This window comes from Microbacterium sp. STN6 (genome assembly GCF_026410545.1).
Lineage (GTDB): Bacteria > Actinomycetota > Actinomycetes > Actinomycetales > Microbacteriaceae > Root112D2.
This window is the reverse complement of sequence record NZ_JAPMIT010000001.1, coordinates 750,137-775,020: the sequence shown is the minus strand read 5'-3', so window position 1 is coordinate 775,020 and position 24,884 is coordinate 750,137. Positions and strand designations below refer to the sequence as shown.

Below are 24,884 nucleotides of genomic sequence, written 5' to 3'. Positions count from 1 at the left end.
TGATCCGACTCGCGATCGTCCGACGAAGAATCGCTCACGATGGCTTCCCCTCTTCCTGGCGAATCAGTAACGCGTTAACGCAAAATGGCCACCCAGCGATGGGTGGCCATTTCACAAAGAAGTCCGGCGGTGTCCTACTCTCCCACAAGGTCCCCCTTGCAGTACCATCGGCGCAGAGAGTCTTAGCTTCCGGGTTCGGAATGTGACCGGGCGTTTCCCTCTCGCTATGGCCGCCGAAACACTATTGATGTATCAAAGTGAACGAGCAACCGGGTCGTTGTCTGCGCCGAAACGCAAACCGACCAGCGGTTTCTCGGTTCTCGACCGTACATCGAGAACCACAAAGTGGACGCAAGCATTCATATAGAAAGTGTTATCAAGTTATCGGCTTATTAGTACAGGTCAGCTGCACGAGTCTTTAGTCCTCGCTTCCACATCCTGCCTATCAACCCAGTAGTCTAGCTGGGAGCCTCTCGCCCGAAGGCGTGGAAATCTCATCTTGAGGCCGGCTTCCCGCTTAGATGCTTTCAGCGGTTATCCATCCCGAACGTAGCTAATCAGCGGTGCTCCTGGCGGAACAACTGACACACCAGAGGTTCGTCCAACCCGGTCCTCTCGTACTAGGGTCAGATCCTCTCAAATTTCCTGCGCGCGCAGAGGATAGGGACCGAACTGTCTCACGACGTTCTAAACCCAGCTCGCGTACCGCTTTAATGGGCGAACAGCCCAACCCTTGGGACCTACTCCAGCCCCAGGATGCGACGAGCCGACATCGAGGTGCCAAACCATGCCGTCGATATGGACTCTTGGGCAAGATCAGCCTGTTATCCCCGAGGTACCTTTTATCCGTTGAGCGACAGCGCTTCCACAAGCCACTGCCGGATCACTAGTCCCGACTTTCGTCCCTGCTCGACCTGTCAGTCTCACAGTCAAGCTCCCTTGTGCACTTACACTCGCCACCTGATTGCCAACCAGGTTGAGGGAACCTTTGGGCGCCTCCGTTACTTTTTGGGAGGCAACCGCCCCAGTTAAACTACCCACCAGGCACTGTCCCTGAACCGGATCACGGTTCTAAGTTAGATATCCAGAGTGACCAGAGTGGTATTTCAACAATGACTCCACCGACACTAGCGTGCCAGCTTCACAGTCTCCCACCTATCCTACACAAGCCACACCGAACACCAATACCAAGCTGTAGTAAAGGTCACGGGGTCTTTCCGTCCTTCTGCGCGTAACGAGCATCTTTACTCGTAGTGCAATTTCGCCGAGTTCGCGGTTGAGACAGCTGGGAAGTCGTTACGCCATTCGTGCAGGTCGGAACTTACCCGACAAGGAATTTCGCTACCTTAGGATGGTTATAGTTACCACCGCCGTTTACTGGGGCTTAAATTCTGAGCTTCGCCGAAGCTAACCCTTCCTCTTAACCTTCCAGCACCGGGCAGGCGTCAGTCCGTATACATCGTCTTGCGACTTGGCACGGACCTGTGTTTTTAGTAAACAGTCGCTTCCCACTGGTCTCTGCGGCCTTCAAACGCTTCCGGAGCAAGTCCGTACACGCCTCAGGCCCCCCTTCTCCCGAAGTTACGGGGGCATTTTGCCGAGTTCCTTAACCACGATTCTCTCGATCTCCTTAGTATTCTCTACCTGACCACCTGAGTCGGTTTGGGGTACGGGCGGCTAGAACCTCGCGTCGATGCTTTTCTTGGCAGCATAGGATCACCGAATTCGTCCGTGAGGACTATGCATCAGATCTCAGGCTGTATGAGAGACGGATTTGCCTATCTCTCGCCCTACATCCTTACACCGGGACAACCATCGCCCGGATCGGCTACCTTCCTGCGTCACACCTGTTAATACGCTAGCCGCACCAGCATAGGGTCGAGTGCTAGACCCAAACTCTCCCCCCGAAGGGTTCGAGTAAGGGCTTCGGACTCTTAGCATTACTGGATTAGCTTGGGCGGTTCTTCGCCGGTACGGGAATATCAACCCGTTGTCCATCGACTACGCCTGTCGGCCTCGCCTTAGGTCCCGACTTACCCAGGGCGGATTAGCCTGGCCCTGGAACCCTTGGTCTTCCGGAGGACGGGTTTCTCACCCGTCTTTCGCTACTCATGCCTGCATTCTCACTCGTGTGGCGTCCACGGCTGGTTTACACCGCCGCTTCACTCGCCACACGACGCTCTCCTACCCATCAACACGGCTGGACCACGAAGGCCAACCACTAATGTCAATGCCACAACTTCGGTGGCGTGCTTGAGCCCCGTTACATTGTCGGCGCGGAATCACTTGACCAGTGAGCTATTACGCACTCTTTCAAGGGTGGCTGCTTCTAAGCCAACCTCCTGGTTGTCACTGCAACTCCACATCCTTTCCCACTTAGCACGCGCTTAGGGACCTTAGTTGGTGATCTGGGTTGTTTCCCTCTCGACGATGAAGCTTATCCCCCACCGTCTCACTGCTGCGCTCTCACTTACCGGCATTCGGAGTTTGGCTGACGTCAGTAAGCTTTTGGGCCCCATCGGCCATCCAGTAGCTCTACCTCCGGCAAGAAACACGCAACGCTGCACCTAAATGCATTTCGGAGAGAACCAGCTATCACGAAGTTTGATTGGCCTTTCACCCCTATCCACAGCTCATCCCCTCCATTTTCAACTGAAGTGGGTTCGGTCCTCCACGACGTCTTACCGTCGCTTCAACCTGGCCATGGATAGATCACTTCGCTTCGGGTCTAGGACATGCGACTGAATCGCCCTATTCAGACTCGCTTTCGCTACGGCTACCCCACTCGGGTTAACCTCGCCACATATCGCTAACTCGCAGGCTCATTCTTCAAAAGGCACGCTGTCACCCCTACAAGGAGGCTCCAACGGTTTGTAAGCAAACGGTTTCAGGTACTATTTCACTCCCCTCCCGGGGTACTTTTCACCTTTCCCTCACGGTACTTGTTCACTATCGGTCATCTGGGAGTATTTAGGCTTATCAGGTGGTCCTGACAGATTCACACGGGATTTCTCGGGCCCCGTGCTACTTGGGATACTCTTCGGGCGATTGCTGCATTTCGACTACGGGGTTGGCACCCTCTGTGACTGGCCTTTCAATGCCATTCGTCTATACAACTTTCTAACCCTTGCGCTTCGGCAGAAGCAGCAGAAAAGTCCCGCAACCCCGACCATGCAACGCCTGCCGGCTATCACACATGATCGGTTTAGCCTCTTCCGGTTTCGCTCGCCACTACTAACGGAATCGCTTTTGCTTTCTCTTCCTGTGGGTACTGAGATGTTTCACTTCCCCACGTTCCCTCTACCCGCCCTATATATTCAGGCGGGAGTCACTGGGTCACCTTACGGGCCCAGCGGGGTTTCCCCATTCGGAGATCCTCGGATCAAAGCTCGTTTATCAGCTCCCCGAGGCTTATCGCAGATTACTACGTCCTTCTTCGGCTCCAGATGCCAAGGCATCCACCGTTTGCTCTTAGAAACTTGAAATCACATGAGTTTGAATCGATCGTCACCAGTTGCCTGGTGAAGATTGACCAATGATCTATATAAATCTAGATCTTTGTGATCCGAAGCCCGAAGGCCTCAGATCTAAGATGCTCGCGTCCACTGTGTAGTTCTCAAAGTACGGTCGGTACCATTCCGGCCGGCCATTATGCCGACACGAAAAGGTCCAGAGGTTCAGTCACCGAGGAATCTCGGTGTCCGGTCCCTCAGGACCCAACAGCGTGCATGTGCGATGCCTAGTGAAACGAGGCGTTCCAACTCGTGAAGAGCGTACTGACCTCGAGCCGTTCGGCTCCGCACCAATGTCAATGTTCCACCCATGAGCTAACCGGCTGAGACCGTGGCCTGTCGTTGTGACAAGCACTGGCTCAGATCCGGCGCCTGGACACCCGAGGGTGCCAGTTGCTCCTTAGAAAGGAGGTGATCCAGCCGCACCTTCCGGTACGGCTACCTTGTTACGACTTAGTCCTAATCACCGATCCCACCTTAGACGGCTCCCTCCCTTGCGGGTTAGGCCACCGGCGTTGGGTGTTACCGACTTTCATGACTTGACGGGCGGTGTGTACAAGGCCCGGGAACGTATTCACCGCAGCGTTGCTGATCTGCGATTACTAGCGACTCCGACTTCATGAGGTCGAGTTGCAGACCTCAATCCGAACTGAGACCGGCTTTTTGGGATTCGCTCCACCTTACGGTATTGCAGCCCTTTGTACCGGCCATTGTAGCATGCGTGAAGCCCAAGACATAAGGGGCATGATGATTTGACGTCATCCCCACCTTCCTCCGAGTTGACCCCGGCAGTCTCCTATGAGTTCCCACCATTACGTGCTGGCAACATAGAACGAGGGTTGCGCTCGTTGCGGGACTTAACCCAACATCTCACGACACGAGCTGACGACAACCATGCACCACCTGTTCACGAGTGTCCAAAGAGTTCCCTATTTCTAGGGCGTTCTCGTGTATGTCAAGCCTTGGTAAGGTTCTTCGCGTTGCATCGAATTAATCCGCATGCTCCGCCGCTTGTGCGGGCCCCCGTCAATTCCTTTGAGTTTTAGCCTTGCGGCCGTACTCCCCAGGCGGGGAACTTAATGCGTTAGCTGCGACACGGAATCCGTGGAATGGACCCCACATCTAGTTCCCAACGTTTACGGCGTGGACTACCAGGGTATCTAATCCTGTTCGCTCCCCACGCTTTCGCTCCTCAGCGTCAGTTACGGCCCAGAGATCTGCCTTCGCCATCGGTGTTCCTCCTGATATCTGCGCATTCCACCGCTACACCAGGAATTCCAATCTCCCCTACCGCACTCTAGTCTGCCCGTACCCACTGCAGGCTGGAGGTTGAGCCTCCAGTTTTCACAGCAGACGCGACAAACCGCCTACGAGCTCTTTACGCCCAATAATTCCGGACAACGCTTGCACCCTACGTATTACCGCGGCTGCTGGCACGTAGTTAGCCGGTGCTTTTTCTGCAGGTACCGTCACCCGAAGGCTTCTTCCCTACTAAAAGAGGTTTACAACCCGAAGGCCGTCGTCCCTCACGCGGCGTTGCTGCATCAGGCTTGCGCCCATTGTGCAATATTCCCCACTGCTGCCTCCCGTAGGAGTCTGGGCCGTGTCTCAGTCCCAGTGTGGCCGGTCACCCTCTCAGGCCGGCTACCCGTCGTCGGCTTGGTGAGCCGTTACCTCACCAACTACCTGATAGGCCGCGAGTCCATCCTTGACCGAAATTCTTTCCACTCTCAGGAGATGCCTCCGAGAGTCGTATCCGGTATTAGACGCCGTTTCCAGCGCTTATCCCAGAGTCAAGGGCAGGTTACTCACGTGTTACTCACCCGTTCGCCACTGATCCAGAAGGAGCAAGCTCCGTCTTTCACCGTTCGACTTGCATGTGTTAAGCACGCCGCCAGCGTTCGTCCTGAGCCAGGATCAAACTCTCCGTAAATGTTTGATTGCACGACCACCGAAGCGGCCGGCACATCTAGTGCAGAGGATGGGTCTTGCGACCTGGTCCCCTGCGAGTTTGTCTGACTAGTTTCGAATATCTACTGACATTCTTGTTCTAATCCAAAGGAATCTCGCATTGAATCAACGACCGAAGTCGTCGTCAATGCCGAGGTTTTTGGCATTTGACATTGTGCACGCTGTTGAGTTCTCAAGGATCGGACGCTCCCGATTTTCAGCCTCTCGGCTTTCTACTCGGGGCAACTTCTCTACCTTACCACCCTCGTTTTCCCTGTCAAATCGGCGTTTTCGATCGATTCCGGCCGGTCCACAATTGGACACAGACCATCGCACGATTCGAATCCGAATCAACTGCTTCGTGAGTGGGTTTTTATCCTAAGACATCTCGATCGGCCTCTCAAATTGAAAGGTGATCGTGGTCTGGATTGGTCCCGCTTGAGGCCGGGAAGCTCTTCGGCTTTCCCGCACCTTTGGGGTGACAAGTAAGTACTTTACGCACGCCCTCGTGGCGGTGCAAATCACCGCTGCATCCCGGGCGTGTCGCCCTCAGACACGTGCGATGAAGACACCGGCGAGGGTCTTCTTGCCGCGGCGCAGGACAGCTACGTCGCCGGGGAGCGCCCCCTCGCCGACGGGCGTTGCGGCATCCGTGACCGTGGCATTGTTCAGGTAGACGCCGCCCTGATCGATGGCCCGCCTCGCCTCGCCCAGGCTCTTGGTGAGGCCGGTCTGCACCAGCAGCTGCGCGACGCCGGCCGAGGGCTCGGCGGTGGTGTTCGGCAGCTCCCGGAGCGCGGCGGCGAGCGTGGCGGGGTCGAGTGCGCCGAGGTCTCCCTGGCCGAAGAGAGCGAGGGACGCGGCGTGGGCCGCATCCGTCGCCCGAACTCCGTGGACCAGAGTGGTGACTTCCCGAGCGAGCACGCGCTGCGCCTCTCGCTTACGCGGCTCGGTTCGCACCGACTCTGCGAGTCGCTCGATCTCGTGGCGCGTGAGGAACGTGAAGATCTTCAGGCGATCGATGACCTCGGAGTCGTCGGAGTTGATCCAGAACTGGTAGAACGCGTATGGGCTCGTGAGGTCCGGATCGATCCAGATCGCGCTGCCCTCGCTCTTGCTGAACTTCGTGCCGTCGGCCTTCGTGAGCAGAGGGCTGCCGAAGGCGTGCACCGAGCGACCCTCGACGCGGTGGATCAGATCCGTTCCGCTCGTGAGGTTGCCCCACTGGTCACTTCCGCCGATCTGCAGCACGCAGTCGTAGCTGCGGTAGAGCTCCAGGAAGTCGAGGCCCTGCAGAATCTGGTAGCTGAACTCGGTGTAGCTGATGCCGGCTTCTGAGTTCAGGCGCGCGCTGACGGCATCTTTCTTCAGCATCGTGCCGACGCGGTAGTACTTTCCGATGTCACGTAGGAAGTCGATGGCGCCGAGCGGGGCGGTCCAGTCGAGGTTGTTGACGAGCACGGCCGCATTGCCGCCCTCGAAGCTCAGGTAGCGAGCGACCTGCTGCTGCAGGGTCTCAACCCAGCCGGCGACGACGGCCTTCTCGTTGAGCGTGCGCTCCGAGCTCGGACGGGGATCGCCGATGAGGCCGGTAGAGCCGCCGACAAGGCCGAGCGGCCGATGCCCGGCCAGTTGCAGGCGGCGCATGATGATGAGCTGCACGAGGTGGCCGAGATGCAGGCTGGCCGCCGTGGGGTCGAAGCCGCAGTAGTAGGTGAGAGGACCCGATCGCAGCGCGTCGCGCAGCGCCTCCGGGTCGGTGGAGACATGCACATGGCCCCGCCACTGTAGTTCCTCCCAGATGTCATCGAAGGAATCGTCGTTGGCTTGGGCGGAGAGGATCACCGAGTCGGACACGACAGTTACAGTACCAGCGAGCACGGAAGCATCGTGGGCTGAGATTCTGCCTGAGGGCTTTATTGGAGTGGATTAATGATGTGGGCTTAAGGTATGGTGATTAATGGTCTGGGCTTTATGAGAGGAGCACCGTGTTCGTCGTTACCGCCGATCAGGTGAACAGTCGCAATCGACCGGATGCCGTGGCCCCCACGCTTTCGATGCTGAACGACGAGTTCGGCTCGCAGCTCGCGCTGCCCGCGGATCGCAACGCCGGCGACGAACTGCAGGCGGTGAGCGGCGACGCGGCATCCGCTCTGTCGATCGTGCTCTCACTCACGCGCACCGACGAATGGAGTGTGGGGCTCGGCTGCGGGCCGGTACGCACTCCCCTGCCGGAGAATGCACGTGCGGCGAGCGGGCCGGCGTTCTTCGCCGCCAGGGACGCCGTCGTTCGGGCCAAGCGAGCCCAGACGCGCGTCGCACTCGCGGCGCAGAGCGAGTCGGGCGACGACCACTCGGTGTCGGCACTGGCACAGGAGACGGAGGCGCTGCTGAACCTGCTGCTCGCGCTGCGTTCGCGGCGGTCGGATGCCGGCTGGGAGCTCTACGACCTCATGGTGACGGGAATGCCGCAGAACGAGGCGGCCAGGCGGCTCGGAATCAGCGCGCCCGCGGCGAATGCGCGAGCGCGGGTGGCGGGCCTGAAGATCGAGGCGGCGGCGATCCCCGCGCTGACTAGGCTGCTGGCAGACGTGGACCGTGCCACGCGACGAGGAGAGAGCGCATGAGAGTGCACCCGCCGCATCCGTACCATTTCGTGGCCCTCGCGCCGGTTCTGTACTGGGCCGTCGTGCTGCTGCTCGTCATGGCCGCCATCTGCTGCATCGCCCTCACGCTCCGGCGACCGCGCCGAGGGCTCGTGTATGCCGCAGCCGGCGCGCTCGGCGTCTGCCTTCTCATGGCGGCGCTGCCCGGGCCGCGGCTGCCCGACGCCGCCGGGGCCCTGATCGGGATCGCCGCGCTCGCGCTCGCGGTGCTCGGCGGAGGCCCGGCCGTTCAGCTCGTGCTCGCACTGGCCTCGCGCGACAGCGTCGCCGGCGCACACGGAGGGATCGTCGTGCCACAGGCTGCACAGGACCACGACGTACGCGCGGATGCGTCTGCGTCGCATGAGGTGCTCCGGGGCGGCACAACCATCGGCCTGCTCGAGCGGCTGGCGACGGCGGGCGCGCTCATGGCCGGCTTCCCCGGCGCGCTTGCCGTACTCATCGCCATCAAGGGCGTCGGCCGCTTCAGCGAACTGAACGCTCCGGAGGCGAAGGAGCGCTTCATCATCGGCACGCTCGTCAGCCTCATCTGGGCGAGCGCATGCGCCGGCGTGTTCCTCCTCGCGAACCGCTGAGCGTCGCCAGCCGTCGCAGGCGACCCGCACCCGCCGCCGGCGATCCGCACCCGTCGCCGGCGATTCAGGCCTTCGGATGCCGGCGGTACGGCGAGACGGAGGGCTCATCCGGCAGCCAGAATCGCCACGGGTACTTCTCGGTGCCGCCCTCCCCGCTCACGCCCGTTCGCGGGCCGCTGAGGTAGTCGAAGGGCGCGTGCGGCAGCTCGAGCGAGAACGGCGGCGCGAAGAGATCGGAGCCGTTGTCTGCAAGCCGGATGCCGAGGGCGACCGCAAGCCGGGCCGGGCCGCGGGCGAGGTCGTGCCGGTTCTTACTCGTGGAGCGCCTGGCCCGTGCGAGCTCGTGCCCCTCGACCACCTCGCCGCCGCGCATGAGCGCTCCCGAGGCCGTGCCGCTCGGCGAGCACACGATGTTGCCGCACGTGTGCATGCCATACGTGAAGTAGGCGTAGAGGTGACCCGGTTCGCCGAACATCGTGGCGTTGCGCTTCGTCATACCGCGGAAGGCATGTGAGCCGGGATCGGTGCCGTCGCCGAGGTACGCCTCGAGCTCGGTGAGGCGGATGGCGACGACGCCGTCGTCGCTCTCGTGGCGGATCACCGCGCCGAGGAGCCGCGGGGCGACCTCGACGGCCGGCGCCTCGAGGAAGGAACGATCTGTCACGCGCCCTCGATGCCGAGGCGGATGCTCACGGCCCGAACGCGCTCGACGAGGCGCACACGCTGCTCGGCGACGCGCACCGGCGCCGTGCCCCCCGCACCGTCTCGGCTCGCGACGGACCCCTGCACCGTGAGCACCTCGCGGACCGCCGGGGTCAGCTGCGCGGAGACGCTCGACAACTCGTCATCGCTCAGTTCGTCGAGCTCGACGCCGCGCTCCTCGGCCGCCTTCACCAGCGCGCCCGTGATCTCGTGGGCGTTCCGGAACGGAACGCGCTGCGTGACGAGCCATTCTGCAACGTCGGTGGCCAGGGAGAAGCCCTGGGGCGCGAGAGCCGCCATCCGCTCGGTATTGAAGCGCAGCGTGGCGACCATGCCCGCGAAGGCGGGAAGGAGAACCTCGAGGGTGGCGACGGAGTCGAAGAGCGGCTCCTTGTCCTCCTGCAGGTCGCGATTGTAGGCGAGCGGCAGGCCCTTGAGCGTGGTGAGCAGGCCGGTGAGGTTGCCGATGAGGCGGCCCGACTTGCCGCGAGCAAGCTCGGCGATGTCGGGGTTCTTCTTCTGCGGCATGATCGACGACCCGGTGGAGTAGGCGTCGTCGAGGGTGACGAAGTCGAACTCGCGGGTGTTCCAGAGGATGATCTCCTCGGCCAGGCGGGAGACGTCGACGCCGATCTGCGCGGCGATGTACGCGAACTCGGCGACGACGTCACGGGCGGCCGTGCCATCCATGGAGTTCTCGGCGCTGGTGGCGAAGCCGAGATCGTGCGCCACCGCGACCGCGTCGAGGCCAAGCGTGCTGCCCGCCAGCGCGCCCGAGCCGTACGGCGAGACGTCGGCCCGCTCTCGCCAGTCGGCGATGCGCTCGAGGTCGCGCACAAGCGGCCAGCAGTGCGCAAGCAGGTGGTGGGCGAGCAGCACCGGCTGCGCGTGCTGCAGGTGCGTGCGGCCCGGCATGATGGCGCTGCCGTGCGCCTCCGCCTGCGACGCGAGAGCGTCGATGAGCTGCACGAGACGCTCGGCGATGATCTCGGCGTGGTCGCGAAGATAGAGGCGGATGAGCGTGGCGATCTGGTCGTTCCGGCTTCGCCCGGCCCGCAGCTTGCCGCCGAGCTCCGCGCCCGCCCGCTCGATGAGGGCGCGCTCGAGCGCGCCATGCACGTCCTCATCGGTGTCGGCAGCGACGAGTTCGCCGGAGGCGACATCCGCTTCAAGGATGTCGAGAGCGGCGAGCATGGCATCGAGCTCATCGCTCGTCAGGTAGCCGGCGGTCGCCAGCGCTCGCGCGTGGGCTCGGGAACCGGCGATGTCGTACGGCGCGAGCTGCCAGTCGAAGTGCGTCGACTTGCTGAGCGCGGCGAGCTCTGCCGACGGGCCTCCGGCGAACCGGGCACCCCAGAGGGCGCCCTCTCGCGTGCCGGAGGGGCGCCCGGCGCCCCTCGTTGCGTCGTCGCTCATGCGGTCATCCCTGCTGCCCTGCGCACGAGCACTCGTCAGCTCTCGAGGTCGCGGCGAGCCGAGATCTTGCTCGGCAGGGACCACAGCTCGATGAAGCCCTTGGCCAGCGACTGGTCGAACGTGTCGCCCGTGTCGTAGGTAGCCAGGTTGAAGTCGTACAGGCTGGCCGCCGATCGACGGCCGGTGACGACCGCGGTGCCCGCATGCAGCGTCAGGCGGATGTCACCCGTCACGTACTTCTGGGTCTCGTCGATGAACACGTCGAGGGCGCGCTTGAGGCCGGAGAACCAGAGCCCGTCATAGACCAGCTCGGACCATTTGGCCTCGACGCCGCGCTTATACCGGGCGAGGTCGCGCTCGACCGTGAGGTTCTCAAGCTCCTCGTGCGCCGCGATCAGCGCGATGCCGGCGGGAGACTCGTATACCTCACGGCTCTTGATGCCGACGAGACGGTCCTCGACGATGTCGATGCGCCCGACGCCCTGGTCGCCGGCGAGGGTGTTCATGAGCTGCACGGCCTCGAGCGGCGAGACCGGCGAGCCGTCGATGGCAGTGGGCATGCCCTCGGTGAAGGTGACCGTGACCTCGGTGGGAGCGCCCGCCTCGGCAGGGTTCTTCGTATAGGTGTAGAGGTCTTCGATAGGGGCGTTCCACGGGTCTTCGAGGAAGCCGGTCTCGACTGCGCGGCCCCACACGTTCTGGTCGATGGAGTACGGGCTCTTCTTCGACTGCACGATCGGCAGGTTGTGCTCGGCCGCGTAGACGATGGCCTTGTCGCGCGTGAGAGCGAAGTCGCGCACAGGCGCGAGCGAGGTCAGATCCGGCGCGAGCGCGGCGACGGCGGCCTCGAAGCGCACCTGGTCGTTGCCTTTGCCCGTGCAGCCGTGCGCGACCGAGTCGGCGCCGAGTGCTTTCGCCGTCTCGGCGAGGTGCTTGGCGATGACCGGGCGGGACAGCGCGGAAACCAGCGGGTAGCGCTTCTGGTAGAGCGCGTTCGCCTTCAGAGCCGGCATGAGGTAGTCGCTCGCGAACTCGTCCTTGGCGTCGACGACCACCGACTCGACGGCGCCGCAGTCGAGCGCGCGCTGACGGATCGCCTCCATGTCTTCGCCGCCCTGGCCGACGTCGACCGCGAGTGCGACGACCTCCTTGCCGGTCGCATCCTTGAGCCAGCCGATGCCGACCGATGTATCCAACCCGCCCGAATATGCGAGGACGACGCGTTCCGCCATGGTTCTCCTTCGTGTGTGAATCAGTTTAAGGTGTGAGGTCTCGATACGCGCTTTGCGCTACTCGACCGGCAGGGGCTTCGCGCTACTCGACCGGCAGGGGATTCGCGCTACTCGACTGGCGTCTTGTTCTTCGCGAGCAGCCAGGCCAGGAGGGCCTTCTGTGCGTGCAGGCGGTTCTCCGCCTCGTCCCACACGACGCTCCGCGGTCCGTCGATGACGTCTTCGGTCACCTCGTAGCCGCGGTATGCCGGCAGGCAGTGCAGGAAGATCGCGTCGGACGCGGCGACGGACATGAGCGCAGCATCCACTCGGTACTCGCCGAAGGCCGCCTGGCGCGACGCCTTCTCGGCCTCCTGGCCCATCGAGACCCAGGTGTCCGTGACGAGCACGTCGGCGCCCGTTGCCGCAGCGCGCGGGTCGGTAAACAGCTCGACGGAGCCGCCCGTGGTTCCCGCGATGGCGCGGGCACGGTCCACGACGCGCGACGACGGCTGATAGTCGGCCGGGGCGGCGACGCGCACGTGCATGCCCGCGGTCGCGCATGCCAGCAGGTAGGAGTGCGACATGTTGTTCGCGCCGTCGCCGAAATAGGTGAGCGTCTGACCGGCGAGGCTGCCGCGCTGCTCGCGAATCGTGAGCAGGTCGGCGAGGAGCTGGCACGGGTGGAAGTCGTCGGATAGCGCGTTGACGACGGGCACCGTGGTGCCGGCCGCCATCTCTTCCAGACCGGCCTGCGAGTAGGTGCGCCAGACGATTGCGGCGACCATGCGCTCGAGCACGCGTGCGGTGTCGGCGACGGATTCCTTGCCGCCCAGCTGGCTCGACTGGCTGTCGATGATGAGCGGAACACCACCGAGATCGGCGATGCCGACGGCGAACGATACCCGCGTGCGCGTCGAGGTCTTGTCGAAGACGACAGCCACGGTCTGCGGGCCGGCGAGGGGCTGATGGCCGAAGCGGTCGGCCTTCATGGCGACGGCGAGGTCGAGGATCTCGGCCTGCTCGGCCGGAGTGATGTCGTCGTCGCGGAGGAAGTGCCGCGTTGCGGTGATGGTTTTCATGCGAGTGCCTTCGTTTGCAGTTGCGGCTCAGTGATCGGCCACGGCGGCGAGTGCCTGGGCGAAGCGTTGCCGGAATTCATCGAGTTCGGCGTCGCCGACGATGAGCGGCGGCGCGAGCCGGATGGTCGATTCGTTGGGTGCGTTGACGATGAGACCCGCCTCGAGGGCGGCCTCGTAGATGGCGTGCCCGGCGGGCCGGTTCAGGCCGATGCCGATGAGCAGGCCGCGCCCGCGCAGCTCGCCGAGCACGTCTCCGCCCGGCTCGTCGCGCAGGTCGTCGACGATGCCGCGCAGTTCGTCGCCGCGCCGCGCCGCGTTGCCGACAAGGTCGGAGGCCTCGATCTCGCCGAGAACGGCGTTGGCCGCCGCGGTCGCAAGGGGGTTGCCGCCGAAGGTACTGCCGTGCTGTCCGCGCCCCAGGAGATCGGATGCCCACCCGAAGGTCACGAGGGCGCCGATCGGGACGCCACCGGCCATGCCCTTGGCGAGGCTGAGCGCATCCGGAACAATGCCCTCATGCTGGTGGCCGAACCAGGCCCCTGTGCGGCCGACGCCGGTCTGGATCTCGTCGATGATGAGCAGCACGCCGTGCTGTTCGGTCAGCTGCCTCGCCCGTGCCAGGTAGCCCGCGGGAAGGTCGATGACGCCGGCCTCCCCCTTGATGGGCTCGACGATGAGGGCCGAGACGGTGTCGTCGATGGCCGCCTCGAGCGCCTCGATGGTCGAGTCGATGTGCTCGACACCCGGCGGCATGGGCTCGAACGGCTCGCGCATCTGCGGCTTGCCGGTGAGCGCCATCGAACCCATGGTGCGACCGTGGAACGAGTTCTTCAGGGCCAGGATGCGGCTGGGGCCGGCCCTGCGGTTCAGGCGCGCCAGCTTGAAGGCGGCCTCATTGGCCTCGGCACCGGAGTTGCAGAAGAAGACCCGGCCGCCCTCGCCCGCTCCCGTGAGCCGGCACAGCCGTTCGGCGAGCTCGACCTGCGGCGGGGTGGCGAAATAGTTGGAGACGTGCACGAGGGTGGCGACCTGCGCGCTCACAGCGGAGACGAGGGCCGGATGCGCGTGGCCGAGCGCATTGACGGCGATGCCGGCGAGGAAGTCGAGATACTCCCTGCCTTCGGAATCCCACACCCGACAGCCCTCGCCGCGCACGAGCATGCGCTGCGGCGTGGCGATGGTCTTCATCATGTGCGCGGAATACCGCTCGGGCCACGCGATATCGGTGATGGTCATGCGGGGGAACCTCCCAGGGGGCCGTTCGTGGGCGCAGGCAGGACGACCTCGGTTCCGATGCCGCGCGTGGTGAAGATCTCGAGCAGGATCGAATGCGGCACGCGCCCGTCGATGATGGCCGCCTTCGCCACGCCGCCCTCGACGGCGTCGAGACACGCGGTCATCTTCGGGATCATGCCGGACTCGAGGCTCGGCAGCATGCCGCGCAGCTCGTCCGTATCGATCACGGAGACGAGGGAGTCGCGGTCGGGCCAGTCGCTGTAGAGGCCCGCGACGTCGGTCAGCACGACGAGCTTCGCGGCGCCGAGGGCGACCGCAAGGGCGCTCGCGGCGGCATCCGCATTCACGTTGAGGCTCTGGCCGGGCACCTCGCCATCGGGCGCGATGGAGGAGACGACCGGAATGCGCCCCGCCTCGATCTGCGCGATGACCGCCTCGGGATCGACGCCGACGACATCGCCGACGAGGCCGAGGTCGACCGGCACCCCGTCGACGACCGCTCCCCTGCGCTGGCCCTGGAAGAGGCCGGCGTCTTCGCCCGAGAGGGAGGCGGCGAGCGGGCCGTGCTCATTGATGTTGCTCACGAGGTCGCGGCTCACCTGGCCGGTGAGCACCATGCGCACGACGTCCATGACCTCGGGTGTCGTCACGCGGTAGCCGCCGCGGAACTCGGTGGGGATGCCGAGGCGTTCCAGCATGGCCGAGATCTGCGGTCCTCCGCCGTGCACGACCACGGGATGGATGCCCGCGTAGTGCAGGTAGACCATGTCTTCGGCGAACGCCCGCTGCAACTCGGGCGACACCATGGCGTTTCCGCCGAACTTGACGACGATTTTCTGCCCGTGGAACCGCTTGAGCCACGGCAGGGACTCGATGAGCGTGCCGGCCTTGACGGCCGCCTCCGCCTGGTTCTGTTGCTCTGCGACGCTCTGCATCATCATCAGCTCGCGTACGCGCTGTTCTCGTGCACGTATTCGTGCGTGAGGTCGCTTGTCAGGATCGTCGCGGTGGCGTCGCCCACGCCAAGCGCGATGCCGACGTGCACGGCGCGGGGCGTGAGGTCCACCTCGTCGCGTGGGCGGTCCGGCTCGCCCGCGTGGCAGACCCGCACGCCGTTCATGCTCACGTCGACGTCGTACGGGTCGAATGCGGCGCTCGTGGTGCCGATGGCCGAGAGCACCCTGCCCCAGTTGGGGTCGTTGCCGAAGACCGCGGCCTTGAAGAGGTTGCTGCGGGCGACGGAGCGGGCAACCTCGACGGCGTCGTCCTCAGTGGCGGCTCCGGTGACCTCGATGGCGATGTCGTGGCTCGCTCCCTCGGCGTCGGACTGGAGCTGTGAGGCGAGGTCGGCGCAGAGCGCGGTGAGTTCGGCCTGAAAGCGTTCGGGCTGCGGCGTCACACCGCTCGCTCCCGATGCGAGCAGGGTCACCTGGTCGTTGGTGGACATGCAGCCGTCGGAGTCGAGGCGGTCGAACGTGACGCGGGTTGCGGCGCGCAGGGCCTCCTCGAGCTCACGGGATGTCAGCGCAGCATCCGTCGTGATGACGACAAGCATGGTGGCGAGACCGGGCGCGAGCATGCCGGCGCCCTTGGCCATGCCGCCAATGCTCCAGCCGTCTGCTGTGCGCACGGCCGTCTTCGGATGGGTGTCGGTCGTCATGATGGCCCGGGCCGGGGCGTCGCCGTCGTCAGACAGGGATGCCGCGGCGGCGCGAACGCCGACGATGAGCTTCTCACGATCGAGCTGCTCGCCGATGAGGCCGGTCGAGCAGACGAGTACGTCGCCCGCCGAGAGATCAAGCGCCTCCGCGACCGCCTCGGCCGTGGCGTGTGTGGTCTGGAAGCCCTGCGAGCCGGTGAAGCAGTTGGCGCCGCCCGAGTTGAGCACGATCGCCTCGACGGTGCCGTCGTCGATGACCTGTTGGGACCAGAGGATGGGGTTGGCCTTCGCGCGGTTGCTCGTGAACACGGCCGCGGCGGCCTTCTGCGGCCCGGTGTTGACGACGAGGGCGAGATCGAGGGCGCCCGTCGACTTGAGCCCTGCGGCAACGCCTGCCGCGACGAATCCCGATGCTGCGGTGACGCTCACGGTGCGACTCCATTCACTGACAGGCCGGCACTCTCGTCGAGGCCGAGGGCGATGTTGGCGCACTGCACGGCCGCGCCGGCGGTGCCCTTCACGAGGTTGTCCATCGCGAGCACGGAGACCACGCGCCCCGCCGCCTCGTCGACCGCGAGGCCGATGAGCGCGGTGTTGGCGCCGAGCACGTCTGCCGTGCGCGGGAACGAACCCTCTGGCAGCAGCTGCACGAACGGTTCGCCGTCATACGCGTCGCTCCACGCCTTGCGCACGTCGGCCGGCGACGCACCGGCAACCAGGCGCGCAGTTGCGGTGACGAGAATGCCGCGCGCCATCGGAACGAGCACAGGGGTGAACGAGAGGGTGGGGTCACTCGCGCCTGCCAGGCGGAGATTCTGCTGGATCTCGGGGATGTGCCGGTGCGTTCCGCCGACCGCGTACGGGGCCGCTGACCCGAGCAGTTCGCTCGCGAGGTACGGCACCTCGAGCTTCTTGCCCGCGCCCGACGGGCCCACCGCGAGCACCGTGACGATGTCGTGCTGCTCGATGACGCCGGCGCGAATGCCGGGCGCGAGCGCGAGTGACACCGCGCTGGCATTGCAGCCGGGTGCGGCGATGCGCCGGGTACCCACGAGCCGCTCGCGCTGCTTGCCGGTCGTCGTGGGCAGCTCGGGCACCGCATACGGCCACGCGGCGAAGTGCTGCCCGCCATAGAACGCGGACCAGTCGGCCTCGTTCTCGAGCCGATGGTCGGCGCCGCAGTCGACCACCAGGGTGCGATCGTCGAGCGCCTCCGCCAGAGCGCCGGAAGCGCCGTGCGGCAGAGCCAGGAAGACCACATCGTGGCCGACAAGGTTTTCGGCCGTGGTCGCGACGAGCGTGAGGTGTGAGAGAGAGCGCAGGTGCGGCTGGTGCTCGATGAGCGGTCTGCCCGCGTTCGCGTTGGCGGTGACCGTCACCACCTCGAAGTCGGGATGGGCGGCGAGGATGCGCAGCACCTCACCGCCGGCGTAGCCGCTCGCGCCGGCGACGGCAACGGAGAAAGTCATGCTTCTACCTTATTGAGTGGGCGACAGGGGATCGTGTCGGCGGCGCCCACTGCACGGACCACAAGGCCCTTCAGCGCACGTCGCCTAGATTCGGCCCGCGACCAGGCGTCGGCGCAGCACGCGGGCGGAGATGCCTCGCGTCGAAAGGGTGCGCGCCTCGAAAGCCATGAGGCGAGCATAACCCCTCGCGACTCGAGCGCACGAATCGTTGCCGTCTACTCCCGTATGGTGGCGCCGTAGCGCTCGGCCGCCAGCGCCGCACCGGCGAGCTTCGCCCCGCTCGCCTCCGCCGCGGTCAGCGTGCGGTCGCTTGCGCGGAAGCGCAGCGCGAAGGTGAGGCTCTTGGCGCCCTCCGGCACTCCGCTGCCCCGGTAGTCGTCGACGAGCCGCGCATCCTCGAGCAGCGGTCCCGCACCCTGCACGACCGCGGTGTGCACGTCGCCGGCCGCTGCCGAGATCGGCACCACGAGGGAGAGATCCTGCGTGGCCGCCGGATAGTCGGCGATCTGCCTCGCCTCGACGTGGCTCGACGCGAGGTGGATCAGCAGGTCGAGGTCCAGCTCGACGACCGCCACAACGCGGGGAAGGTCGAGTTCGGCGGCGAGCGCCGGCAGCAGCTCGCCGGCATAGCCGACGTGGTGTGCGCGCTCGGCGCCGTTCACGACGAGTTCGGCAGTGCGGCCCGGATGCAGGGCGCCGTGGCTGCCCTGCACGACGTCGATCGTCGCGCCGATCGCGTGCCCGACCTGGCGGGCGACCGCGATCGCATCCGCGACCCCGACCGGCACGGGGGGCTGTTCGGGCTGTCTGTCGACGGTGTTGCCGAGCAGCACCGCGGCGATGCGCCGCGGCTGCGGCGGGATGCCGGCGTTCAGCGCGGCGAGGGTGTCGGCTGCGGGCAGCGCGGCACCGACCGGCAGCGCGCTGCTGCCGTACTGCACGCCATCCTGTGGCAGGAAGACCAATCCCGCCTCATACACCGCAAGGTCGGTGAAGCCACGCGAGAGGTTGCGCCTCGCCACGTCGAGGAGGCCCGGGAGCAGCGAGACGCGCAGGAACGGTGCGCTGGCGTCGAGCGGGTTCGCGAGCCGCATCGCGCGCACGCTCTCGCCGACCGGCGAGCCGAAGGTGTCGTTCGCGTTGGCGTCGACGAAGGGGTAGGCGAGCACCTCGGTGAGTCCGGCATCCGCCAGAGCTGCCGACGCCTGGCGGCGCAACTGCTGCGAACGGCTGAGGCCGCGGCCGGGCGGCGCGACCGGAAGCACCGAGGGGATGCGATCGTAACCGACAATGCGGGCGACCTCCTCGGCCAGGTCGCACGGGGCCGCGAGATCCGGGCGCCAGCTCGGCGGGGTCACAGCGAGGCCGGTCTCGGTCACCTCGAGCTCGGCTCCGATCTCGCTGAGCGAACCCCGGATCTCGTCGTCGGTGTAATCGACCCCGATGAGAGAGGAGACGTAGCCGCGCACAAGGTCGATGGGATGCCGCGGGGTCGACTCGTCGATGACGGAACCACGCGCATCCGCTCGGCCGCCTGCGAGCGTCTCGAGCAGCTGCACGACACGGGCGGCGGCGGCCTCGGCCACGCGAGGGTCGACACCGCGCTCGAAGCGCTTGGACGCCTCGCTCGGCAGCTTGTGGCGACGCGCCGTTCTCGCGATGGAGACGGGGTCGAAGTTGGCGGCCTCGATGAGCACGTTGCGGGTATCGGCGCCGATCTCGGTCGACGCGCCGCCCATGACGCCGGCGAGCCCGATGGCGCCCGAGGCGTCGGCGATCACGAGGTCTTCACCGTTCAGCTCGCGCGTCGCGTCGTCGAGCGTGACCAGCGTCTCCCCCGGCTGCGCGCGGCGCACAGTGATGTCGCCCGTGAGGCGGTCGAGGTCGTACGCGTGTATCGGCTGGCCGAGCTCGAGCATCACGTAGTTCGTGACGTCGACGATGAGCGCGCGTGAGCGGATGCCGGCGAGCGTGAGACGTGAGGTCATCCATGGCGGGGTCGGCCGGGCGGGATCAACGTCACGAACGACGCGCGTGACGAAGACCGTGGCGCCCTGGCGGCCGCGGATGGGGGCGGTGTCGTCGAGGGTGACGTGCAGGGCGGGGATGTGGGTTTCGAGACGCGCTTCGCGCTCCTCAACCCGCTCTTCTGCGGGGGTGCGGGTTTCGAGACGCGCTTCGCGCTCCTCAACCCGCTCTTCGGCTGGGGTGCGGGTTTCGAGACGCGCTTCGCGCTCCTCAACCCGCTCTGCGGCGGGCTCCGGGGCCCGCGTGAGGGCGGGGTCGCGGAACACGGCGCCGGTGGAGTGCGCGTACTCGCGGGCCACGCCGCGAATCGAGAACGCGTAACCGCGGTCGGGCGTCACGTTGATCTCGACGGCCGAATCGTCGAGGCCGAGCAGCGCGATCGCGTCGGCGCCCACCTCGGGGTCGAGCCCGAGGGTCGACAGCCGCAGGATGCCCTCGTGGTCGTCGCCGAGCCCGAGCTCGCGCACCGAGGCGATCATGCCGTCGGAGACATGCCCGTACGTCTTGCGCGCCGCGATGGGGAATGGTCCGGGCAGCACCGCGCCGGGCAGCGTCACCACGACCTTGTCGCCGACGAGGAAGTTGTGCGCGCCACAGACGATGCCATGCACGGCGTCGCCGCCATCCGCTGCCCTCTCGCCCTCTGGCGCGACCTGCACCTGGCACCAGCGGATGGTCTTGCCGTTCTTCTGCGGCTCCTCGACGAAGTCGAGCACCTGACCGACGACGACGGGGCCGCTCACCTCGAAGCGGTGGATCTCCTCCTCTTCGAGCCCGACGCGCACGAGCGCGGCATGCACCTGCTCCGGCGTGGTGCCCGGCTGAAGGTCGACGAACTCGGCAAGCCAGCTGAGCGGAACCCGCATGAGCTACACCACCATTCCGAATTGCTGGCTGAAGCGGATGTCGCCCTCGACCATGTCGTGCATGTCCTTCACGTCGTTGCGGAACATCAGGGCCCGCTCGACGCCCACCCCGAACGCGAAGCCCGAGTACTCGTCGGGATCGATGCCGGCCGAGCGCAGCACGTTGGGGTTGACCATGCCGCAGCCGCCCCACTCGATCCAGCGCGGGCCCTGGCTGAACGTGGGGTGCCACAGGTCGAGCTCGGCGCTCGGCTCGGTGAACGGGAAGTAGTTGGGGCGCAGGCGAACCGTGGCCTCGTCGCCGAACATGGCCTTGACGAAGTGGTCGAGTGTGCCGCGCAGGTGCGCCATGGTGAGGCCCTTGTCGACCGCGATGCCCTCGATCTGATGGAACACCGGGGTGTGCGTGGCATCGAGCTCGTCGGTGCGGTAGACGCGGCCCGGAGCCACACGGTAGACGGGCAGCTCGCCGGCGAGCAGGGCGCGCAGCTGCACGGGCGACGTGTGCGTGCGCAGCACGAGGTGCGCGTCGGCGGGCTCGACGAAGAAGGTGTCCTGCATGGCGCGGGCGGGGTGGTCCTCGTCGAAGTTGAGGGCGTCGAAGTTGTACCACTCGCTCTCGAGCTCTGGGCCCTCGGCGACCTCCCAGCCCATGCCCACGAAGACGTCGGCGATGCGCTCCTGCAGCAGGTTCAGCGGATGGCGGGCTCCCGGCCGCCACCGGCTTGCGAGCGCTGTGACGTCGACGGCCTCCTCGGCCAGACGACGGGCGTCCTCCGCCTCGACGATCTCTGCCTCGCGTGCGGAGAACGCCTGATTGACACGCGCACGCGCCTGACCGACGAGCTTGCCCGCGGCCGCCTTCTGCTCGTTCGGCACAGTGCGCATGCTCGCGTTCAGCCTGGCGAGCGCGGAGGACTCGGCCAGATGCGCAGAGCGCACGGCCTTCAGCTGGGTCGAATCCTGGGCGGCGGCGATGGCGGCCAGCGCCACCTCGACGGCCTGGCCGACCGACTGCTCGGAGATCTCAATGGGTTCGGACACGAGGCCCAAGTTTAGTGCCAGCCCAGCCGCTGGCTCGCTCGTCGAGGCGGGCACGGCCGGTGACCATGCGCCTACGCGCCTCCCCCGGGCGCGCCTGTTCCCATTCCCGCGCCGGGCATCCGCGCCAGTGCCGCCGCTCGCCCGCCACTTCGCCTGGCGAGCCGGCGGGCGAACCAGGAGAGCAGCAGGTTCATCGTGAGGTAGATGACGAACGCGATGAAGAAGAGCGTGAAGGTGTACCGACTGCCGTAGAAGTTACCGAGGTTGGTGACCGTGCGAAGCAGCTCGGGATAGCCGACGATGTACGCCAGCGAGGTGTCCTTCAGCAGCACCACGAGCTGCGCGACGAGGATTGGCAGCATCTGCCGGAACGCCTGCGGGAACTCGATGATCATGCGGGTGTGCACGGGAGTGAGGCCGATGGCAAGGCCGGCCTCACGCTGGCCTCGCGGCAGCGACTGGATGCCAGCACGCAGGATCTCGCCGATGAGCGCGCCGTTGTACACGGCGAGCGCCACCACGCCGGCCCAGTACGACCCCGTCGCGAACACGAGCAGAATGAAGAGCATCATGAGCAGCACGGGCATGCCGCGCAGGAACTCGAGCACCACCGCCGTCGGCACCCGTACGGCCGCGCTTCGAGCGGTGCGCCCGAACGAGAAGAGGACCCCGATCACGAGGGCAAGCGCGCCGCCGACCGCCGCCATCTTCAGCGTCTGCACAAGCCCTCGGCCCACGGCCTGCCAGAGCTGTGGGTCGGAGAGGATGTCGAAACGGGATGCGTCGAGCAGCCCGACAACGGTCGCGCCGTTCGCAAGAGTGCGCGGCGCGGCAATGGTGTAAATGAACCAGGCGAGAATCGCGAGGATCACGACGGTGCCGATGATCGAGGTCACGCGGGAGCGCCTGCGAGTAATCGGACCCGGCGCGTCGTACAGCACACTGGCGCTCATCGCAGCACCGCCACCCTTCGCTCGACCGCCCCGGCTATCAGCCCGAGCGGCACAGTGATCACCAGATAGAGCACGGCGATGCCGAGCAGCAGCACGATGACGGCGTCACCGCGCAGGTTGGTGATGTCGTTCGCGGCCTTGAACAGCTCATAGACGAAGAATCCGCCGGCGACCGACGTGTTCTTCGCCAGCGCGATGATCACATTGATGAGCGGCGGGATCACCATGCGAATGGCCTGAGGCATCACGATGAGCGAGAGCGTCTGACCGAACCGTAGCCCAATGCTGCGCGCGGCCTCGGCCTGGCCGACCGGAACGCCGTTGACGCCCGAGCGCACGGCCTCGGCCACGAACGGCGAGGTGTAGAGCGTGAGCCCGATGAGCGCGAGCGGGAAGTAGTCGAGCGGAACCTTGAGGTAGGGAAGCACGACCCCGCAGAAGAACAGCACCAGCAGCAGCGGGATGTTGCGCAGCACCTCGGTATAGACCGCCGCGAACGTGCGCAGAGACGCGATCGGCGAGATGCGCAGGCCGGCCACGATGGTGCCGAGGATCAGCGCGCCGACCCCGGAGATCGCGAGCAGCTCGAGCGTGCCGACGAACCCCTTGAGATAGGTCGGCAGGCTATCGATGACGGCGTCCACAGGCCACCTTTCGCATGAGGTTCAGGGCGGATGAGCCGGGCGCGTCACCGCGCCCCGGCCCGCGGAGGCCACCGTGTGCGCACGGCGGCCCCCGCTTCGATCAGTACCGGTCGACCGTCGGCGGCTCAGGCGTCTTCAGCACCTTGCCGGCCGTGGCCTCCCACGCCTTGGCCCAGGCGCCGTCCTTGTACGACTCCTCGAGCACGTCGTTGATGAAGGTGCGGAACTGGTCGTCGTCCTTCTTCAGGCCGATGCCGTACGGCTCCGAGGTAAACGGCTTGTCGAGGACCTCGAACTCACCCTCGTTCTGCGATGCGAGACCGGCGAGGATCACGTTGTCGGTCGTGACGGCGACAACCTTGCCGTTGCGCAGCGGCTCCAGGCAGTTGGAGTACGTGTCGGTGGTGATGATGTTGTCGGTGTACTGCTTGATGTTCTCGAGCGAGGTGGAGCCCGAGACCGTGCAGACCGGCTTGCCCTTGACATCGTCGACGCTCTTGATGCCGTCGGGGTTGCCCTTCAGCACCAGCAGGTCCTGGCCTGCGGTGTAGTACGGACCCGCGAACGAGACGACCTGCTTGCGCTCATCGTTGATCGTGTACGTGGCGACGACGATGTCGACCGTGCCGTTCTCGATGAACGGCTCGCGGTTCTTGGAGACCGTCTCCTTCCACTCGATCTTGTCGGCGGGAATGCCAAGTTTCGACGCGATGAGCTTGCCCATCTCCACGTCGAAGCCGACCGGAGTGCCATCCGGACCCTGCAAACCGAAGAGTGGTTGGTCGAACTTGGTGCCGATCGTGATCGACCCCTGCTTCTGCAGCTTCGCCATGGTCGAGCCGGACGGAAAGCTCGACGTCTCCGGCTTCGGTGCGTCCCCCGCGTTGCCGCCCGCGTCACCCGAACACGCTGTGAACGTGAGGATGCCTGCCACGGCCAGTGCGGAAACCAGTAGGCCTCTTTTTTTGAGTCTCATGCTGTTCTCCTTGCTGTTGTCTCGCCCACCGATTCAGTGGGTGAGGATTTTCGAGAGAAAGTCCTGCGCCCTCGAAGACTGTGGATTGCTGAAGAACGCCTCCGGCGTCGCCTCTTCGACCAACTCGCCGTCTGCCATGAACAGCACGCGGTCGGCGGCCTTTCTCGCGAAGCCCATCTCGTGCGTAACGACGACCATGGTCATGCCGTCGCGAGCGAGGCCGACCATGACGTCAAGCACCTCGCTGATCATCTCGGGATCGAGTGCAGACGTCGGCTCGTCGAGCAGGATCAGCTTGGGGTCCATGACGAGCGCACGGGCAATGGCCACGCGCTGCTGCTGGCCGCCCGAGAGCTGCGCGGGCATTTTGCCGGCCTGGTCGGCCACCCCGACCCTCTCGAGCATCTCCATTCCGCGCCGGTCGGCGTCGGCCTTCGAGAGATGGCGCACCTTGCGCGGGCCGAGGGTGACGTTCTCGAGGATCGTCTTGTGCGCGAAGAGGTTGAACGACTGGAAGACCATACCGACATCCGCTCGAAGCCTGGCGAGCGCGGCCCCCTCTGCGGGCAGCGGTGTGCCGTCGATCGAGATGGTGCCGCTGTCGATCGTCTCCAGCCGGTTGATGGCGCGGCACAGCGTGGACTTGCCGGAGCCGCTCGGGCCGATCACGACGACAACCTCGCCACGGGCGACCTGCGTCGTGATGTCCTTCAGAACGTGCAGCTCTCCGAAGTGCTTGTTGACATGCTCGATGACGACCAGAGGCCTGCCGACGGCGGTGTCGGCGGATTCAGGGACCGCCGTGCGGGATGGATCCATGGGGCATACCCAACCACAGCTATGAATACGCCGTCAATCACCCGAGCCGTGTCGCCGCCGTTCTGCAACCTTGCT

17 protein-coding genes and 3 rRNA genes are annotated in these 24,884 nt (G+C 65.4%); 2 read left to right on the top strand and 18 right to left on the bottom strand.

Features of this window, described 5'->3' with window-relative positions; translation table 11 throughout:
• Positions 1-121: 121 nt before the first annotated feature.
• The 4 genes from rrf to tyrS form a co-directional block, all read right to left on the bottom strand.
• A 5S ribosomal RNA gene (rrf, locus tag OSC27_RS03520) occupies positions 122-238 on the bottom strand.
• A 134-nt stretch (positions 239-372) separates the two neighbouring features.
• Positions 373-3,485, bottom strand: a 23S ribosomal RNA gene (locus OSC27_RS03515).
• 431 nt (positions 3,486-3,916) lie between these two features.
• Positions 3,917-5,445, bottom strand: a 16S ribosomal RNA gene (locus tag OSC27_RS03510).
• The 16S, 23S and 5S rRNA genes sit together here, the layout of an rRNA operon.
• Positions 5,446-6,011: 566 nt before the next feature.
• The gene (gene tyrS / locus OSC27_RS03505; protein WP_267180021.1) at positions 6,012-7,319 is read right to left on the bottom strand and encodes a tyrosine--tRNA ligase; all 1,308 of its coding nucleotides are present in this window, start codon (positions 7,317-7,319) and stop codon (positions 6,012-6,014) included.
• 131 nt (positions 7,320-7,450) lie between these two features.
• Between tyrS and OSC27_RS03500 the strand changes: the two genes are divergently transcribed.
• Positions 7,451-8,089, top strand: a complete 639-nt coding sequence (locus tag OSC27_RS03500) for a DNA-binding protein (RefSeq protein ID WP_267180020.1) — start codon at positions 7,451-7,453, stop codon at positions 8,087-8,089.
• Positions 8,086-8,703 carry a hypothetical protein gene (locus OSC27_RS03495; protein ID WP_267180019.1) on the top strand — a complete coding sequence of 206 codons (618 nt, stop codon included), beginning with the start codon at positions 8,086-8,088 and terminating at the stop codon, positions 8,701-8,703. Before OSC27_RS03500 ends, OSC27_RS03495 begins: the two co-directional genes overlap by 4 nt.
• 64 nt (positions 8,704-8,767) lie before the next feature.
• Here the strand turns inward: OSC27_RS03495 and OSC27_RS03490 are convergent, their stop codons facing one another.
• The 14 genes from OSC27_RS03490 to OSC27_RS03425 form a co-directional block, all read right to left on the bottom strand.
• Positions 8,768-9,367, bottom strand: a complete 600-nt coding sequence (locus OSC27_RS03490; RefSeq protein WP_267180018.1) for a DNA-3-methyladenine glycosylase — start codon at positions 9,365-9,367, stop codon at positions 8,768-8,770.
• On the bottom strand, positions 9,364-10,821 hold the full coding sequence (gene argH, locus OSC27_RS03485) for an argininosuccinate lyase (RefSeq protein WP_267180017.1): 1,458 nt from the start codon (positions 10,819-10,821) through the stop codon (positions 9,364-9,366). The genes OSC27_RS03490 and argH overlap by 4 nt, the downstream gene beginning before the upstream one ends.
• 35 nt (positions 10,822-10,856) lie before the next feature.
• The gene (locus tag OSC27_RS03480) at positions 10,857-12,053 is read right to left on the bottom strand and encodes an argininosuccinate synthase (RefSeq protein WP_267180016.1); all 1,197 of its coding nucleotides are present in this window, start codon (positions 12,051-12,053) and stop codon (positions 10,857-10,859) included.
• Positions 12,054-12,160: 107 nt separating this feature from the next.
• On the bottom strand, positions 12,161-13,114 hold the full coding sequence (gene argF, locus OSC27_RS03475) for an ornithine carbamoyltransferase (protein WP_267180015.1): 954 nt from the start codon (positions 13,112-13,114) through the stop codon (positions 12,161-12,163).
• Positions 13,115-13,141: 27 nt separating this feature from the next.
• The gene (locus OSC27_RS03470; protein ID WP_267180014.1) at positions 13,142-14,350 is read right to left on the bottom strand and encodes an acetylornithine transaminase; all 1,209 of its coding nucleotides are present in this window, start codon (positions 14,348-14,350) and stop codon (positions 13,142-13,144) included.
• Positions 14,347-15,291, bottom strand: coding sequence for an acetylglutamate kinase (argB, locus tag OSC27_RS03465; RefSeq protein ID WP_416348804.1), 945 nt, complete (start codon positions 15,289-15,291; stop codon positions 14,347-14,349). The genes OSC27_RS03470 and argB overlap by 4 nt, the downstream gene beginning before the upstream one ends.
• A complete protein-coding gene (gene argJ / locus OSC27_RS03460) occupies positions 15,291-16,439 on the bottom strand; it encodes a bifunctional glutamate N-acetyltransferase/amino-acid acetyltransferase ArgJ (RefSeq protein ID WP_267180013.1) in 1,149 nt (382 codons plus the stop codon). Before argJ ends, argB begins: the two co-directional genes overlap by 1 nt.
• Positions 16,436-17,479 (bottom strand): N-acetyl-gamma-glutamyl-phosphate reductase, encoded by a 1,044-nt coding sequence (gene argC, locus OSC27_RS03455; protein ID WP_267180012.1) that lies wholly within the window; start codon positions 17,477-17,479, stop codon positions 16,436-16,438. Before argC ends, argJ begins: the two co-directional genes overlap by 4 nt.
• Before the next feature lie 215 nt (positions 17,480-17,694).
• Positions 17,695-20,373, bottom strand: coding sequence for a phenylalanine--tRNA ligase subunit beta (gene pheT / locus OSC27_RS03450; RefSeq protein ID WP_267180011.1), 2,679 nt, complete (start codon positions 20,371-20,373; stop codon positions 17,695-17,697).
• A 3-nt stretch (positions 20,374-20,376) separates the two neighbouring features.
• On the bottom strand, positions 20,377-21,417 hold the full coding sequence (pheS, locus tag OSC27_RS03445) for a phenylalanine--tRNA ligase subunit alpha (protein WP_267180010.1): 1,041 nt from the start codon (positions 21,415-21,417) through the stop codon (positions 20,377-20,379).
• A 71-nt stretch (positions 21,418-21,488) separates the two neighbouring features.
• Entirely contained in the window at positions 21,489-22,313 is an 825-nt protein-coding gene (locus OSC27_RS03440; RefSeq protein ID WP_323373904.1) for an amino acid ABC transporter permease, read from the bottom strand.
• 53 nt (positions 22,314-22,366) lie between these two features.
• A complete protein-coding gene (locus OSC27_RS03435; RefSeq protein ID WP_267180008.1) occupies positions 22,367-23,014 on the bottom strand; it encodes an amino acid ABC transporter permease in 648 nt (215 codons plus the stop codon).
• 100 nt (positions 23,015-23,114) lie between these two features.
• The gene (locus OSC27_RS03430) at positions 23,115-23,990 is read right to left on the bottom strand and encodes a glutamate ABC transporter substrate-binding protein (RefSeq protein WP_267180007.1); all 876 of its coding nucleotides are present in this window, start codon (positions 23,988-23,990) and stop codon (positions 23,115-23,117) included.
• A 33-nt stretch (positions 23,991-24,023) separates the two neighbouring features.
• A complete protein-coding gene (locus OSC27_RS03425; RefSeq protein ID WP_323373903.1) occupies positions 24,024-24,809 on the bottom strand; it encodes an amino acid ABC transporter ATP-binding protein in 786 nt (261 codons plus the stop codon).
• Positions 24,810-24,884: the final 75 nt, after the last annotated feature.

Bases quoted from the DNA above. Each gene is read 5' to 3' on its own strand.
- argH (WP_267180017.1), bottom strand. From the start codon at position 10,821: ATGAGCGACGACGCAACGAGGGGCGCCGGGCGCCCCTCCGGCACGCGA.
- argC (WP_267180012.1), bottom strand. From the start codon at position 17,479: ATGACTTTCTCCGTTGCCGTCGCCGGCGCGAGCGGCTACGCCGGCGGT.
- OSC27_RS03430 (WP_267180007.1), bottom strand. From the start codon at position 23,990: ATGAGACTCAAAAAAAGAGGCCTACTGGTTTCCGCACTGGCCGTGGCA.
- argB (WP_416348804.1), bottom strand. From the start codon at position 15,291: ATGATGATGCAGAGCGTCGCAGAGCAACAGAACCAGGCGGAGGCGGCC.
- OSC27_RS03480 (WP_267180016.1), bottom strand. From the start codon at position 12,053: ATGGCGGAACGCGTCGTCCTCGCATATTCGGGCGGGTTGGATACATCG.
- OSC27_RS03470 (WP_267180014.1), bottom strand. From the start codon at position 14,350: ATGACCATCACCGATATCGCGTGGCCCGAGCGGTATTCCGCGCACATG.
- OSC27_RS03495 (WP_267180019.1), top strand. From the start codon at position 8,086: ATGAGAGTGCACCCGCCGCATCCGTACCATTTCGTGGCCCTCGCGCCG.
- OSC27_RS03425 (WP_323373903.1), bottom strand. From the start codon at position 24,809: ATGGATCCATCCCGCACGGCGGTCCCTGAATCCGCCGACACCGCCGTC.
- pheT (WP_267180011.1), bottom strand. From the start codon at position 20,373: ATGCGGGTTCCGCTCAGCTGGCTTGCCGAGTTCGTCGACCTTCAGCCG.
- argF (WP_267180015.1), bottom strand. From the start codon at position 13,114: ATGAAAACCATCACCGCAACGCGGCACTTCCTCCGCGACGACGACATC.